The sequence below is a fragment of the Prevotella sp. TF12-30 genome, from assembly GCF_003436715.1.
GTDB classification, from domain to species: domain Bacteria; phylum Bacteroidota; class Bacteroidia; order Bacteroidales; family Bacteroidaceae; genus Prevotella; species Prevotella copri_A.
The window spans coordinates 89,296-105,908 of record NZ_QSQJ01000005.1 but is presented as its reverse complement, the minus strand read 5'-3'; the positions used below and the strand labels follow the sequence as shown (position 1 = coordinate 105,908).

The following is a 16,613-nucleotide window of genomic DNA, read 5'->3' as shown; positions in this document are numbered from 1 at the left end:
GCTCTGTAATGGCTTTGGCTACTCCATAGAGCACACGCTCCAGGTAATACAGTTCACTTGTGTTCTGTATCTCGACGATAATGATTTCTCCCTTGCTGTTTTTCGCCTTGATATCTACCCTGTTGAACTTATCATTAGCCTGTTGCTGGTTACCTTCGCTTTCCAAAATATCAACAATCTTGATAGGTTCATTCAGAAACACAGTCAGGAAGCCCTCAAGCACCCCAAAGTTCGCCTTCTGGCGAAGCAAACGCTTGATAGCCCAGTCAAAACGTATGTATCTATCTCTTAGCTCTGTCATATTTGCCTCCTTTTTTAATGATTCAACTTTCTTGCTGCAAAGATTATGCCAGCGAGAGCAATGTAAGCTTGCTTACAAATTGCCGAGCGCAGCTAATCTTCTGCAAAGATACGTTTTTCTTCTGAAAGATGCAAGGAATTATTGGAAAATGTTTGAGGGTGAGGGAGATAAAAAGAAAAAGGTGTATCCTCGCTTGCCCGATATATGGGGCAAGAAGGATACACCTTATTATATATGTATTGTATGACGTATCTCTTGAAAAGACCTATGCATCATTTTTCTTAAAGACCTATTGCATCACTTTCTTTCCATCCTTGATAACGATACCGTGATAGCTGGAATCAACCTGCTGACCATTGATATTGAATGTCTTGGTAGAACGAAACTTGGCTGGAATAGCATGTATAGGAGTAATGCCGGTAGTTGTCCACGAATCATCCGCAATGCCCTCGCCTACAGAAGCCAGTTTGCCATCAGCTATGGTAAGCATATAACTGTTGGCAGTTCCCTCTGGAGTACGAATCAGACGCCAGTCAGTATCCTTGTCACACTTAGAGGCAACATACACTCTGTAATCACCATCCTTCAAGGTAGAAGGCAATTTCAGCACACCTCCAACTTTCACAGCATCACTACCGCTATTCACATAATAATAGGTAATCGCCTTATCTACATGAGCAGATTGAATTACATTCTTTACACCATCAGAAGATTCCAGAATCACAGCGATATCACCAGAGATGTTATCACCCGTCTGATTATAGATCTTACCCGGCTGCACATTCAGCAAGGAAGCCACCTTGCTGGCTTTCAATCCTTCATCAGCATAAAAACGGGATTCATATTGCAGACAGGTAGTAGGAGAAATGCCTATCAGCATATCCTGACCTTCGCTGAACTGAAATCCTGTAGGATTCAGGAGAGCTATGTCGAAGTAACCATTTCCGCCTTTTGGTCCCCATCCCCAGTTGATGTGAACCATGCCCTGCGTGTCATATCCATCAAGCACGAAGGCATGACCGCCATTTCTTTCATCATCACCCGTATAATAGATAGGACGGTTCTGATTCAATTCCGTATAGATATACTTCATCCATTCGGCAGCCGAATAGAAAGAACGATTCAGCCAGTTGATATTCTCATTATAGCAGAAGTAATTGATCAAACCATAACGTGCTTCCCTTGACATGGCACCAGAACCGGACTCAGTATATTGCATATCTACGGAAACACCTACTGCAGCCATCAGGGTTGCCACGGCTTTTCCCTGCTCCTCCGTATAATCTTTATGGCTTGCATAATCCTCCAGCATATTCTCCCAGTCGAAAGTGGTGTTTGCGAAATCACAACTCAGCAATCTACCATCTCCCACGGCTGGTGTAAAGCTATACTGATGACTGCCCTTTCCCCTTACAGGATACTTGTGATAATACATGATTTGGGATAAAGCCGTAGCCACGCATCCCGAAGGATAAGCCTTGTTTTTAGAATTGGTAGGACAAAGATTATTGAATGGTTTATCCTGCGCCCAGAGCGTCTTGCAGAGAGGTTCTACCGCCTCCTTGAAATCGCCCGAAGGAATCACCAAAGCTCTTGTTACGGCAGAGCCTTTCTGCAAATCAGCCTTCATGGATTCAGATGCAGCACGAAGATACCATGCCAGAGAACTATTGGCAGAAGCATCGAAAGGAGAGTCTGCATAACCGATCACGGCATCGAAAGCATCATCATTGCTTACAACTACAAAGCGGCTGTCGTCTCCCAATACTGTATAGGTATCAGAAGCCTGCAAGAGTCTGAGCGTCAGTTCTGCCTTACCACGAGTCTGTGACTGCATTGTCAACACAGAAGAAGCAATGGCTTGCTTCTCATCCATCGTTCTCTCTCTGGCCTCAACACCGCAGAGAAAGAGAGACGCTACTAAAGCTAAAGTAAAATATCTTTTCATAGGCAAAAAAATGAAAAAAGCCAGATGGGTACTGCCCCATCCGGCTTTCTTGTTATATTATTTTAAAGAGCTGGCTTCTCGTCAAATACAAAGACATCGTCAAATGTTCCGAAAGAACCGGTATTAGGTATGAAATTATACATAGCCATAGTTACCACGCCAGTTTCAGGATCATAAGTACCAGCAACACCAGAACCAGAGCCATCAGCAGCAGCATCACCTTCGGCGTTACCGATTACATAAACTGCGCCATAAGAAGGATGATTCCAAGCTGGCTGTGGAGCTACGATTACATTATTGTCCTTATCGATAGAGAATACTATATCATACTCATATCCGTTCGCAGGATCAGCAGGAACCATAAACTTACCAGCACCAATCATATAGCAAGGAGTCTGGATTTGGAAACCAAGACCATTAGCTACGTATGTACCAGTGTAAGACTGATAACGGGTGATGGTATAATCAAGTACGGTTGCAGCATAGTAATACTTCTCTGCATCAGTGATGGCGATACGAGTTTTCTCTGATGTACCTGTTGCGATATCAAAAGAAACCTTTACCTCTGCAGTCTTCTGACCAGCAGCAAATGAAACGGTTGCAGGAACGGTAAACTTCTCATTGCTACTAGACAGACCTACTGTCTGAGCCTCTGTAGAATCTACACGAGACACCTTGAATGTAAAGCTCTGCTCTGCAGTTGGCAAGAAAGATTTAGCTGTAGAGCCTTCACTTACCAGGAAAGCATTACCACCCAACTCTGTCTTAGAAGTTGGAGTATATTCATATTCATCTGTACAAGAGCTCAAACCGAGGGTAAGAACACCGAGCAGTGCTATAAATGTATATTTAAAAAACTTGTTCATAACTTTTTTAATCTTTTATATAACGATTCGTGTTATTACTCTGTCCAAAGTGGATACTTACCAGATGGGTCTGGGTTGTTCCATCCCTTAAGAGCTGTATTGTTCTCTGCCTCTGTACGATAGAAAAGGAAGTTGGTTGTAGCAGGGCGGCCATTTGTATTGATGCGAGTACCTACAGAATGGTTTGTGCCATGATAACCACGAGTCAAAGAGTAGTTCAAACGCTTCATATCGAAGAATGTGATACCCTCACCCCAAAGGTCGATACACTTCTGGAAGTAGATTTCCTTGATGATATCCTCCTTGCTTGTTGCCTTGCAAGTATATTTAGGGTCACGAGTCTTCATGAATAACTCCAAGAGTTCCTTACCTTTTGCTGCATCCTGCTGTGCTGCTGCCTCCATGCGGATATAGTACATCTCCTCAACACGCATTACAGGGAATGCTGTAGCAGCTGCAACAGATGGAGCATCCATCTCACCCTGGTTAGGACGGAACTTGACAGATGCCATAGGAGGCATTGAAGCACCATAAGTCTTATTGACAAATGAAACCTTGTTTGCGATTGGAGAACCCGCTGGTGCTACCCACTCCAACTTACGGAAGTCGGTATCATTCAGACGATTATAAGCCAATGTATCAATTCTGATATAGTCACCAGTACCTGCACCGCAATAACCGAAGGTCTGCTCGTTACACATAAATGATATCCAGTTGACGATACCTGTAGAAACTACAACATCCTCTGATGTCTGCTGAGAGCCCCACATGAAGTCTGCCAGGTTGTTGAAACCTGTAGTGGTGTTCAGGCACTGAGCCTGAGTCATAGGCTGTACAGAAGAAGCCTTGATAGCATTATCTGCTGCAGCCTGAGCCTTGGCATAATCGCCTTCCCACATATAGAGACGAGCCTCCAGACCATATACGCAGTCCAAGTGAGGCAAAGTCTTCTCTGTCTTTGTGAGCTTACCGATATTCTGCTCAGCATACTCCAAATCCTCCTTGATGAATTTGATCAAGTCCTCCTTCTTAACACGAGGATTGTTACGTGCATCAGCCTCAGCCATACCCTCCTTCACGATAGGCACAGTCAAGCCAGTAACATCATTACCATCGGCATTTACACCCTTTGTAACATCTGTTGGCAAGTACTCGTACATACGACCGAGGTCGAGATAAGCGAGCGCACGGAAAGCCTTGGCAGCTGCAATGTAACCCTTCTGCTCATCAGTAGCAGTCTCCTCATTGATAGTAGAGAGAACGTTATTGGCTGTCTGGATGAACTTGTAGTAGTATGTCCAGACGAAGTTTGAACGGACAGCATCCTGGCTAAGACCTTCATTCTCTGCCCATGGAGCGAACCAGTCGTAACCAGAGCCTGCTGTTACGAAAGGCTCAGTCAATGTGGCACGGATACGGATCATTGATCCGTAACCGAAGTTGAAGTGGTAGTTGTTTGGTGTATAGAATGTCTCGTTCAAGTTGTTGAAGAACGCTGGCATTGCCATCACCAATCCTTCTACGGCTGCAGCAGACTGGCTAACCTGCTCAGATGTTGCAATATCGGTAGGCTGGGTCTCGTCGATACATCCAGTGAATGTAGTAAGACTTGCAAAGGCCAAACCTACACCTAAGATTGAATTCTTTATCTTAATCATAATTGTATTCCTATATTATATAAGTTTAGAATGTAAGTGTGATACCACCAGTGATGGTACGTACGCCTGGATAGTAAGAAGCGTTGGCAGCTGTCAAGCTGGTACGTGGGTCGAGACCCTGACGCTTTGACCATACCCATACGTTGTTAGCCTGAGCGTAGATGCGCAAGTTGCTCAAGTTGAGCTTGCTGATCCATGCCTTAGGGAATGTATAACCCAAGTTGATGTTCTGGAGACTCAGGTAAGAAGCGTTTGTCAAGAAACGGTCTGACTGAGAAGCCATATATGTATCACCATACTGCAGACGTGGGATATTGCTGTTCTTGTTCTCAGGAGTCCAAGCCTTCAGGATATCCTCGTGGAGAGCCATACCACGCATAGACTTACCGTTTGCGTTCATCGCACTAGCATAGTCGTTATCGTAAATCTGACCGCCAATCTGATACATGAAATCTACAGAGAAGTCGAAGCCCTTGTAGGATACGCTTGTTCCGAAACCACCAAATACGTCTGCCAAAGCTGTACCACACAAGTAGTAATCAGACTCTGAAGAGTTCTTGGTTGTGGTCAGACCGGTAACATTACCGTTCTCATCCTTCACATTCTTGTAATAGAGAGCCTCACCTGTCTCGTGATCTACACCAGCATACTTGTGGAGGTAGTAATTGTACATAGGCTCACCCTCACCGATGAAGTAACCACCGTTAGTATAACCCTGAACACCATCAACTGTCAAAGTCTTCTTTGCATCTGGCAAATAGCTTACGTAGTTGTGGTTGTAAGTGATATTCATATTGGCACTCCAAACGAAGTCTCTTGTACGGATGATGTCACCGTTCAAGGTCAACTCAAGACCATTGTTGATCATATCACCCACGTTGTCATAGTAACCGGTGTAACCGAATGACTGTGGCAATGAGAAGTTGAAGAGCATATCAGTAGTCTTACGAGAATAGAACTCGAAAGTACCGCTCAAACGGTTCTTGAACAATCCGAAGTCAACACCTACGTTGAACTCACCAGTTGTCTCCCAGGTAATCTTTCTGTTACCATAACGGCCTACAGGAACCAGAGATACAGAACCATTAGAGTTCACGATATCGTAGTTGGTAGTATAGTGATAGTAACCCAAAGAAAGACTCTCGATATTGTCGTTACCTACCTGACCATAGCTTACCTTCAGCTTCAAGTCATCAACCCAATCTACATTGAAGAACTTCTCCTTGTTGATTACCCAAGAAGCACCCAAAGAATAGAAGGTACCCCAACGGTTCTCCTTTGCGAAGCGTGAAGAAGCATCGCGACGGAGAGATGCATCGAAGAAATAGCGGTCATTGTAGTCGTACTGTACACGACCGAAGTAACCCTCGTTGTTATACTCACGGGTATAGGAGTTAGTATTCTTCAACAACACAGCACCAGCCAACTCATCGTTAGAAGGGCTATACTGATTGCTCTTGCTACCATAGAGGTAAGCATAGCTCTGGTTGTAGTACTCATGACCGAGCATCAAAGCTACAGAGTGCTCACCGAACTCATGAGCCCAGTTCAAACGCTGCTGCAGGTTATAGTTGAAGTATCTTTCATGATACTTGTAAACCATACCATTAGATGATGCATACTGACCGAAGTAAGGGTTGGTTGTACTTGTTGTACGATACTCATCAACATAAGCATTGTTGATAGATGTGAAGGTAACATCCAAAGGCAAGCGAACCTCAACGGTACCCTGCATGTTGAAGTTGTTTCCTTCTATCTTATACTTGTCAAGCTGATTAGCAGCAAGAGGGTTAGACTGTGCAACATAAGCACGCTTCTGACCATTGATAGAAGCATCACCATAGTCATACAACTTTGTACCACTAGCCTCGTGCATCATGATGTTGCCCTGAGCGTCGCGGATATAAAGAGGATAGATAGGAGCCATTGCTACGAATGCGAACACGTTGCCAGATGAACCAGATGAACCCTCATCACCCACACCTGACTGATTGTTGGCATAGTGAGCGAAGTTGACATTAGCACCAACCTTCAACCAATCCTTGATCTTGTACTCTGACTTCAAACGAGCAGAATAACGCTCGAAACCAGAACCGAAGGTAATACCCTCATTGTTCAAGTAGTTGAAAGAGAGCATGAAGTTACCCTTCTCATTAGCACCCTGTGCAGAGATGTTATACTCCTGGCGGAGGCTGTTACGGAACATGGCATCTACCCAATCATCAGCTGTAACATAATACTGCTGACCATTGTTAGATACTACCCGACCCATAGTAGCATTAGGGTTCAACTTACCGTTGGTACCAATCAGCACCTCACCTGCAGGAGCCTGGAATACGCTCATACCCAAACCGAAAGCATTGTCTGCAGTCAGGTTCTTGTTAGCCCAAAGGTTTGCATTATTTGCATCATACTTCAAAGTATTCAAAGCATAATTGTTCAATGCAGTGTACCAAGTCTCGTAGTAACCAGCAGCATTGTTGATATACTTGTAATCTGGCACTGCGCGAGAGTTAGAACCCCACTTAGCATCGAATGTAATAGAAGAAGAACCTGTCTTACCAGTCTTGGTTGTAATCATCACAACACCATTGGCACCACGTGCACCATAAAGAGCAGAAGAAGCAGCATCCTTCAATACAGTAAGGCTCTCAACATCGTCTGGGTTGATAGTGTTCATATCACCGTCATAAGGCACACCATCAACAACAATCAATGGGTCTGTACTAGCATTGATAGTACCGATACCACGAATACGAATCTTTGAGCTCTCGCCTGGACGACCAGAAACCTGAGTCATCTGTACACCGGCAACCTTACCCTTCAAAGACTCAACTGGGTTAGAAACCTGAGCCTTACCAATTTCGCCAGCACCTACTACCGCAGCAGATCCCGTGAAAGCTGAACGCTTCTGAGTACCGAAGGCTACGACCATCACCTCATCAAGGCTATGCTCGTCTGGATCAAGAACAATCTTCATGTTATTGCCTGCCTTAACATGAGCAGGATTCATACCGATGTATGTGATTTCCAGCTTAGCTCCGGCAGGAGCGTTCAATGAGAAGTTACCATCAATGTCGGTAACTGTACCTGTGTTAGTGCCTGCAACCTTGATAGAAGCACCGATAACTGGGCTTCCGTCCTCAGAAGAGGTCACGTGACCAGAGATTTGACTTTGTGCAAAAGCCATGCTCGTACTGAGAGCAAGACCTGCAACTACTGTCATGAGTCTTTTTTCCATAAATCTCTCTCGTTTTAAATAAATGAATATATAATGTTTATAATTTCTTTCTCTCAGCTTTTCTTATATGATCACTCACAAGGAGTTATCATCATCTTTTTGCCCCCTCCTCTTGCCCCGAGGTAGAGGAGTTCGCTTTTTATACCTTATATTATATAAGGGTCTGTAAGTCTAAAACTTACTTAATTTTAAAGAATATTTTTAATCGGGTGCAAAATTAAGCATTATTTAGGAAACCACCAAACTTTTTTCAGAAAAAGTTGCACTTCGCCCTACATTTTGTTATAAAAATCCAGTTTTTATGCACTTTTTCTTATAAAATGTAAAGAAACGGGCGACAGTTCATTTAAAAACCGTCGCCCGTTCCATATTCTAGTTTTCGACAAATCCTCACATTTTCCGAAGGAGTTTAAAGAAAGTTTCCTTTATAGGGGAAAGTTTTTCGGGAAAAGTTTCCCCTATAAAGGAAATATCTTATGATTTTTCTTCCTTTATAAAGGAAAATGTTGTATCTTTGCACCCAGATTAACATAAAACGGAAGATATGGACAAGAGAATAGCAAAACTGCTGATAGCGGAGAACCAAAGAATGATTCAGAATGTGGAGATGGTGAAAAGAAACATCAGCTTCGAATCTCATTCTAACTATGTGCTGGTAGGACTAAGAAGAGCCGGTAAGTCTTACTTGCTATATCAGCGTGCCCAAGAGATGATAGCTCTGGGACATCTGCCAGAGGAAATCCTTTACTTCAATTTTGAGGACGACCGATTGGAAAATCTCCAGCTTTCCGACCTGGATGCCATCAAGCAGGCTTACGAGGAGATGTATGGGCATCAGCCGATCTTCATGCTTGACGAGATACAAATCATTGATGGGTGGGAGAAATTTGCACGTAGACTTGCTGACCAGAAATATAGAGTGTATATCACTGGTAGCAACGCCAAGATGCTGAGTAGCGAGATTTCTACTACGCTTGGTGGCAGATATATGGTGCAACCCGTCTTTCCTTTCTCCTTTCAGGAATACTTGACAGCCCAGCATTTCTCCTTGCCTGCGCAGTGGGAGTATCTGCAAAATTCTGACCTCAAGAGGGCTTTTCTTGAGTATTTTCATATTGGCGGTTTGCCAGAATTGGTGATTGTTGACAATCAGTTTAAGCGAGAGTGGTTGGGCAATCTATACAACAAGATTTACTTTGGAGATTTAATTACCAGATACGGAATTCGTAACCCTCTGGCGATGAAGACTTTGATACGTAAACTTTCTGAGAGCGTAAAGCAGCCACAGTCTTATAACAGACTGGCTAATCTGGTTTCTACTGTGGCTGGAAAGGTAAAGCAAGAGACGATAGTGGACTATCTGAGATATATCAAGGACACTTGCTTGGTCTTCTCCATAGAAAACATTTGCGCAAAATTGCAAGATAGAATGTCGAACCAGAAGTATTACTTTATAGATAATGGTTTCCTGAGTCTATTCCTCTTTGATCCAGAAACATCTCTCTTGGAGAATCTGGTAGCCATTCACCTGCATGAGAAGTATGGGGAAGATCTCTTCTATTATTATGATAATGTGGAGGTGGACTTTTGTCTCTTTGAGCATCAATGTGCTTTTCAAGTGTCGTATAGTATCAAGGATGCTGCTACTCGTGAGCGAGAATTGGGGGCTTTGAATGCTTATCAGAAGAGGTATCCAAGAAGTAAACTTTTTGTTATTACGATGGATGAAGAAGAGACGATAGAACTGGAGGACTTGAAGATTGAAGTGATACCAGTATGGAAGTGGTTGCTTACCTCGTAGTTGTTGTTTGTTCCTCACTGGGGCACCAAAGTCCGTCAGTGAGGACACTTTGGCGCCCCAGTGAGGAACAAAACGGGAGCTCCTTTTTACACATTTTTCTAGGGAATCATCCTAGATGCTCCCACATTTTTCGGGGGAATAACAGTGCAAAGTTACACATTTTTCGGGGGAATGTTGGAAAATGCTTGTTTTTTAAGCATTTTCAAATTCTAGCTTCAGTCTCCAGCTCCTTACCGAGAACAAAGAGCATATAAAGAGGAATATTGAGCGTTTTAGCCTCGACATTACGCTCGTATGGCAAGAGGCTGGTACGGATAGCCCATTTGGGAGAGTATTTCTCCACATAGAGCTTGAGGCTCTTGGCATTCATCGTAACGCCTGCTTTTACCTCTAATGGATAGACATCAAGGCCATCTGAGATGATAAAGTCCACTTCCGAGGTGGCAGAGGACGTCCAATAATAATTGGTTTGGAGGGTGTCAGAAAATTGCTGAAGCTCCTGACAGACAAATTGTTCTGTCAATGCGCCCTTAAATTCCTCAAAGATTCTGCTGCCGTCTAAGATAACCTTAGGCGACACTCCACTCATGGCTCTCAGCAAGCCAACATCCAGCAGGAATACCTTGAATGATTTCAAATCAACATATGCGGATATTGGAACGTCTGGTTTGCTAACATTGTGGGTGCGGATAGTTTCGCCTGCGTCACATAGCCACATGATGGCATCCTCATATTCTCTTGCCCTGGCTCCTTCTCTTACCAAGCCGTAGACAAACTTTTTGTTCTCCTTGGCAAGTTGGGAGGTGATACTATTCCACACATATCTTATTTTCTCGACCATTTGATGAGGTGCATGTTTGGAGAAGTCTTTTTGGTATGCAGCAATCAGTTGTTTCTGAATTTTCTCTACCTTCGTAAAATCCTTGGTGTCAAGCCATTCGTTAACAACAGCAGGCATTCCTCCTACTATCATGTATCTCTTGAGATAATCAATGAGTCGCGGTTCGAAAGCTTTTACGTTTCTGTTGCCTTGCTGTATATAGTCAACTAACATCTGCTCGCCATTGGCAAGAAGAAACTCCTTGAAAGTTAGAGGGTATAGATGCAGAAAGTCTGTTTTTCCAACAGGGAAAGATGTGCCTTCATGCAATGCTATGCCCAGCAGAGAACCCGCACAACAAATGGCGTATTCGGGTGCTTCCTCACAAAAATACTTTAGTGATGTAAGGGCACGAGGCATTTCTTGCACTTCATCAAATACGATGAGTGTGGTTTGTGGTTTGATTGGCTTTCCATGATAGATGGATAGCTGCTCGATGATGAATTGGGGCGAAAGGTCGCCCGCAAAGATGCTTTCCAACCTGTCTTTTTGCTCAAAGTTGATATAGCAAACATCTTTGAAATGCTTTTTGCCGAATTCTCTTAACAACCAGGTTTTGCCTACCTGTCTTGCTCCTTCTAAGACAAGCGGTTTTCGATGGGTGCTTTCTTTCCATTTTAACAATTGGTGAATTAGAAGTCTTTCCATACGCTTTTTATTTGTTTTTTGCAAAAGTACTAAAAATCATGGTATTAAGCAAGAAAAATCACATATTTCGAAGGAGTTTTAAATATATTTATCACATTTTGCAAAGGAGTTTTATGTTAAATACTCACATTTTTCGAAGGAGTTTTGCGGCAATCTCTCACATTTTCCTAAGGACTTTTTGCCCAATTTCTCACATTTTCCTAAGGAGTTTGATGAATAGAGAGCTACTTTCAAAAACACTCTTCACTCTTCACAAATACGACATAACCAACTGTATATAAGAGGTTTGCACGGGTGAAGAGTGGCTATGCACTCTTCACTACTCTTCACCTCTCTTCACCCTGTATTTTTTGAGGCTCCGAGATCATTCCTTACTCCCTGCTTCAGCCATCATTGAAGACCAGCACTGGTCATCAATGATGACCGAGCTTCGTGATAAGTAAGCGGCTCAGCGTTTATCCTCTTGCCTAAGGTGAAGAGCGGTGAAGAGTTGTGAAGAGTGCCCTATTACTCTTCACCGCTCGGAAGCCCTGTGTTTATCGGGGTTTCAGGCGATTTGGTGAAGAGTGAAGAGTGAAATCGAGAGTAGGATTTTTACCAGCAAAACGGCTCTGGCAGCAAACCATATTCCAAATCACAGATGGCAGCTCTGAAGAATTCTTCCTCCCGACGTATCGTTTCGTGCCTGGCAATGGCACAAAATTGCCCTGCCAAAGGGCAATATCTTGCCGTAACCAGGCAATAAACGAAAGGAGGCTACTTGCCGGCTGGACTATAACCCCAGATCTTCCATCAAAGTCTGGTTTGCTTCGAACAAGTCGGAATCAAAAAGGCTTTTTATATAGATAAAGGTGGTTGATGATTTGGTATGTCCCAAAGCCTTGCTTATCAAACTGATGTCCAGATGATGAAGATAAGCTATGCTTGCCCACGAATGACGAACCACGTAAGAGGATAAGGGTTGAGCCAGCCCCAGCATCTTAGACACCTGATGCAGATTGTAGTTGTACTGGCGCAATCGAGCTGTATATTGACGATGCTGTTGGGCAGAAACAGATGGTGAGGAAACTGAATCTTCTACCTTGTCAGAAAGTATCGGAAAGACAAATTCTGAATCTCTTTGTTCATATCGCATGATGATTTCAAGCATCGCAGGCAATAGTGCTACCTGTATCTGCTGTCCCGTCTTATGCCGGGCATAATAAATACATCCGTTTCTCAGTTGGCTTTTCTTGAGATAGGCAATATCCACAAAAGGCATTCCCATCGCATAAAAAGAAAACAGGAAGATGTCACGAGCGAAGGAAAGAGAACCTCCAGGCTGTAGCGGCAAGGCTTTGAGCTGCAGAATTTCTGATTGTGAGATGCAACGTTTTTCGGTCTTGGCCCTCCCCGTAAACACTTTACTGAATGGAGCAGCATTGAGAACCGGCAATGCTCGATGATGCATAGCCCGCAAAGCCCGCATATAAGCAGAACATGTGTTCAGGCAAATATTGCGCCCCTGCAGCCATCGCTGATAGCTTTCCAGCTTTTCTGCCGTCATATCAGAAAAAAGCCAGTCGCTCCTTCCTATGAACTTTGTAAAGGAACGGGCAGCAGTAAGATAATTACCAGCAACTTTAAAACGTCCTTGCTGTTTTGCCCTCTCCACTTCACCATTCACGAAGTCCCATCCAGGAATCTCCAACACAGCCTGCTCATCTGCGTGATTCGCAGAATCAGAAATCTTACCCTCACTCTTACTTCTTCCGAAACCGAATTCTAACTTGAAATATGCCATAACTTAAATGTTTAAATGATTAAAAATAAAGAATTTACGAAAATATACCCAAAGGTATGATACATCCTGCTAATTCCAATAGCTTTATAGTGATAAATCGCCGTTTTCCCCATAAATCTCTACCTCGGGGCAAGAGGAGGGGGCAAAAAGATGATGATAACTCCTTGTGAGTGATCATATAAGAAAAGCTGAGAGAAAGAAATTATAAACATTATATATTCATTTATTTAAAACGAGAGAGATTTATGGAAAAAAGACTCATGACAGTAGTTGCAGGTCTTGCTCTCAGTACGAGCATGGCTTTTGCACAAAGTCAAATCTCTGGTCACGTGACCTCTTCTGAGGACGGAAGCCCAGTTATCGGTGCTTCTATCAAGGTTGCAGGCACTAACACAGGTACAGTTACCGACATTGATGGTAACTTCTCTTTGAACGCTCCAGCTGGAGCTAAGTTGGAGATTACATACATCGGTATGCAGTCTAAGACTGTAAAGGCTGGCAAGAACGTTAAAATTTTGTTGGATCCAGATGATACTTTGCTGGATGATGTTGTTGTTGTGGCTTATGGCACAGCTAAGAAGTCAGCTTATACTGGTGCTGCTTCAGAGATTAAGTCTGCCAAGATTGAGGCTCGTCAGATTTCTAACGTGTCAGCAGCTTTGGTAGGTACAATGTCTGGTGTTCAGACTTTCCAAACTAGTGGTCAGCCAGGTTCTGATACTTCAATCCGTATTCGTGGTATCAGCTCTATTAATGGTACCAACTCTCCATTGTATGTTGTTGATGGTGTTCCATTCGATGGTGATCTCTCATCAATCAACTCTCAGGATATTGCGTCTATGACCGTGTTGAAGGATGCTGTATCTACATCTCTTTATGGTTCTCGTGGTTCTAACGGTGTCGTTATGATTACTACCAAAAAGGGACAGCAGGGTCGTACTCAGATTACTGCTGATGCTAAGTGGGGTGCCGTTTCACGTGAGAATAAGAATTATGACGTAGTAACTGATCCTGGTCAGTATTATGAGTTGTTGTACAAGGGCTTCTATAATGGCTATCGTTACAACAGTGGATTCTCTGCAAATAAGTCATTCCAGCTTGCCAATGCAGATTTGAGCAAGACAGGCTATCAAATTTATACAGTTCCTGCTGGTCAGTACCTGATTGGTAAGAATGGTAAGCTCAACCCACAGGCTACATTGGGTTATACTGATGGTGTTAACTACTTTACTCCAGATGATTGGGAAGATGAGACCTTCAAGACAACCATGCGTCAGGAATATAATGTAGGCGTTTCGGGTGGCTCAGATAACTTCTCTTTCTATACATCATTTGGTTATTTGCAGGATGATGGTACCATTAAGGGATCTGGCTTCGATCGTCTTACAGGTCGTACTAATGTAGAATACAAGGCTTATAAGTGGTTGACTCTTGGTTCTAATATGGGTTATACCCATACAAATAGCAGAAATCCTGGAGACCAGGATGAAAATAGTACTTCATCATCAGGTAACGCATTCTATCTTGCTAACGAGATAGCTCCTATCTATCCAATGTACGTTCGCGATGCTCAAGGCAATATCACATATGATAAGGCTTCTGGTAAGAAGATGTATGACTTTGGTGATGGTGCAAGTACTTCTGCAACTCGTAACTGGATGTCTATGGCTAACCCTATCGGTACCCTTATTTACGACAAGGAAGAGTACAATATGGATATCTTCGAGGGTAACTGGTTTGCCAAGGTTGACTTGACCCATGGCTTCACCGCTACAGCTCGTTTGGGCTTGAATGTTGATAATACAATCAACTTTAGCTATCGTAACCCTCTCTATGGTCAGAGTAGCAGTTATGGTGGTGAGGTATCAAATACCCAGGCTCGTACAACAGCTTTGACCCATCAGTATCTTTTGAACTATCAGAATGCTTTTGGCAAGCATAATGTAAGTGCTATGGCTGGTTTCGAGGGATATCGTCTGAAGTATGTATATTTCTATGGCAATGCTCAGCAGTTGTATAAGATGGGCGACTTTACCCTTGGTAATGGTACATCTCAGTATAGTGCTAGTGGTCAGCAGCATAAGTATAATACTGCAGGTTTCTTCTTCACGGCTAACTACAACTATGATGAGAAGTATTTCGTGAATGTGGGTTATCGTCGTGATGGTACCTCAGCATTTGCAAAGAACAATCGTTGGGGTGACTTCTACAACTGCGGTTTGGGTTGGAATATGAAGAGAGAGGCTTGGTTGGAAGATTTCTCTGCTCTTGATCAGTTGAAGCTCAGAGCTTCATTTGGACAGACTGGTAACGATAACCATAATTACAGCTTATATTATTATGGCTGGTATGCTTATCAGGATATTTTCCAGATGACAGGTACTGATGGCGTATTCTCTGATGGTAACTTGAAGTATAAGGGTAATCCTAACTTGAAGTGGGAGAAGACCAATGCATTCGACTTTGGTGTAGATTACTCATTCTTTAAGAGCCGTCTTTATGGTTCCTTGGATTTCTACTTCCGTGCCACAAGCAACCTTCTTGATTTTAAGCAGGTAGCAATCTCTAATGGTTACTCAAAGATACCTGTCAATATGGGTACCGTACAGAACTATGGTGTTGAATTCGAGGTAAACTATGACATCATCAAGAATCAGGATATGCAGTGGGGTGTATCTCTCAATGGTACATGGACAAAGAACCGCATCCACAAGCTCTCATCTGATTACGAGAATGGTAAGTATATCAATGGTAGCCGTATCTATAGAGAGGGTTCATCTATCTACAACCTGTATTTCCCACACTATCTTGGTGTGAACGAGAAGGGTGAGGCTCTCTATCTTGGTGTGAAGACAGTTAAAGATGCAGAAGATAATGAGACTCCTGTTAAGGATGAGAATGGCAACTACATAGAGGAGGCAACTACAGACTATCAGAATGCTTACACCTATAATCGTAAGGAGACTGGCAATATCTTGCCTAATGTTTATGGTGGCTTCGGTACAAACTTCGCTTGGAAGGGCATAGATTTCGCAATCCAGACTAGCTTCCAGCTTGGTGGTAAGGTATATGATGAAGGTTATGCTAACTTGATGACAACAGGTGGTACAGGTTTCACTGCTGGTCATAACTTCCACAAGGACGTGTTGAAGGCTTGGAGCGAGGATAATGTAAATTCCGATATTCCACGTTTGGATGTTGTGGATAAGTCTGCTACAGAACTGTCTGACCGTTTCATGACAAGCTCTGATTATTTCTCAATCGATAACATCACATTGGGTTATACACTTCCTAAGGCATGGACTTCTCGCATCGGTATCTCTGGCCTGCGTTTCTATGGCTCAATTGAGAACGTAGCTTTGTTTACTGCTCGTCAGGGTATGGACCCACGTATGAGTCTTACTTCTGTATCTAGCAGTTGGTACACAGCTCGTAGAACAATCTCTGGTGGTGTGAAGATTACATTCTAAAGTCAAACAAGAATAAA

Annotated in this window: 9 protein-coding genes and 1 pseudogene; 2 read left to right on the top strand and 8 right to left on the bottom strand. The window is 43.2% G+C overall.

All coding sequences use genetic code 11. The features are described from left to right. The 5 genes from DXD25_RS17090 to DXD25_RS03630 form a co-directional block, all read right to left on the bottom strand. On the bottom strand, positions 1–301 hold a 301-nt coding region (locus tag DXD25_RS17090), incomplete at its 3' end, for an Rpn family recombination-promoting nuclease/putative transposase (protein WP_233522177.1). 289 nt (positions 302–590) lie between these two features. Next, complete coding sequence (locus DXD25_RS03645; RefSeq protein WP_117661834.1) at positions 591–2,249, bottom strand: C10 family peptidase; 1,659 nt, start codon at positions 2,247–2,249, stop codon at positions 591–593. A 62-nt stretch (positions 2,250–2,311) separates the two neighbouring features. Continuing rightward, complete coding sequence (locus DXD25_RS03640; protein WP_117661833.1) at positions 2,312–3,115, bottom strand: hypothetical protein; 804 nt, start codon at positions 3,113–3,115, stop codon at positions 2,312–2,314. 35 nt (positions 3,116–3,150) lie between these two features. After that, positions 3,151–4,773, bottom strand: a complete 1,623-nt coding sequence (locus DXD25_RS03635) for a RagB/SusD family nutrient uptake outer membrane protein (RefSeq protein WP_117661832.1) — start codon at positions 4,771–4,773, stop codon at positions 3,151–3,153. Positions 4,774–4,798: 25 nt separating this feature from the next. Further along, positions 4,799–8,014: a TonB-dependent receptor gene (locus DXD25_RS03630; RefSeq protein ID WP_187360426.1), complete on the bottom strand. Its 3,216-nt coding sequence runs from the start codon at positions 8,012–8,014 to the stop codon at positions 4,799–4,801. A gap of 544 nt (positions 8,015–8,558) precedes the next feature. Between DXD25_RS03630 and DXD25_RS03625 the strand changes: the two genes are divergently transcribed. Then, complete coding sequence (locus DXD25_RS03625) at positions 8,559–9,815, top strand: ATP-binding protein (protein ID WP_117661830.1); 1,257 nt, start codon at positions 8,559–8,561, stop codon at positions 9,813–9,815. Positions 9,816–10,017: 202 nt separating this feature from the next. Here the strand turns inward: DXD25_RS03625 and DXD25_RS03620 are convergent, their stop codons facing one another. From DXD25_RS03620 to DXD25_RS17510, 3 genes and pseudogenes are all read right to left on the bottom strand, one after another. Then, on the bottom strand, positions 10,018–11,343 hold the full coding sequence (locus DXD25_RS03620; protein ID WP_117661829.1) for an ATP-binding protein: 1,326 nt from the start codon (positions 11,341–11,343) through the stop codon (positions 10,018–10,020). A 772-nt stretch (positions 11,344–12,115) separates the two neighbouring features. Continuing rightward, a complete protein-coding gene (locus DXD25_RS17515; protein WP_370453398.1) occupies positions 12,116–12,745 on the bottom strand; it encodes a site-specific integrase in 630 nt (209 codons plus the stop codon). A 93-nt stretch (positions 12,746–12,838) separates the two neighbouring features. After that, positions 12,839–13,126: pseudogene (locus DXD25_RS17510) on the bottom strand (phage integrase SAM-like domain-containing protein); the annotation flags it as partial. A 245-nt stretch (positions 13,127–13,371) separates the two neighbouring features. Between DXD25_RS17510 and DXD25_RS03610 the strand changes: the two are divergent. Next, complete coding sequence (locus tag DXD25_RS03610; RefSeq protein WP_233522175.1) at positions 13,372–16,596, top strand: SusC/RagA family TonB-linked outer membrane protein; 3,225 nt, start codon at positions 13,372–13,374, stop codon at positions 16,594–16,596. The last annotated feature ends 17 nt before the right edge of the window (positions 16,597–16,613 follow it).

Coding starts and splice junctions, on each gene's coding strand:
- DXD25_RS03635 (WP_117661832.1), bottom strand. CDS start 4,773: ATGATTAAGATAAAGAATTCAATCTTAGGTGTAGGTTTGGCCTTTGCA.
- DXD25_RS03640 (WP_117661833.1), bottom strand. CDS start 3,115: ATGAACAAGTTTTTTAAATATACATTTATAGCACTGCTCGGTGTTCTT.
- DXD25_RS03625 (WP_117661830.1), top strand. CDS start 8,559: ATGGACAAGAGAATAGCAAAACTGCTGATAGCGGAGAACCAAAGAATG.
- DXD25_RS03610 (WP_233522175.1), top strand. CDS start 13,372: ATGGAAAAAAGACTCATGACAGTAGTTGCAGGTCTTGCTCTCAGTACG.
- DXD25_RS03645 (WP_117661834.1), bottom strand. CDS start 2,249: ATGAAAAGATATTTTACTTTAGCTTTAGTAGCGTCTCTCTTTCTCTGC.
- DXD25_RS03620 (WP_117661829.1), bottom strand. CDS start 11,343: ATGGAAAGACTTCTAATTCACCAATTGTTAAAATGGAAAGAAAGCACC.
- DXD25_RS03630 (WP_187360426.1), bottom strand. CDS start 8,014: ATGGAAAAAAGACTCATGACAGTAGTTGCAGGTCTTGCTCTCAGTACG.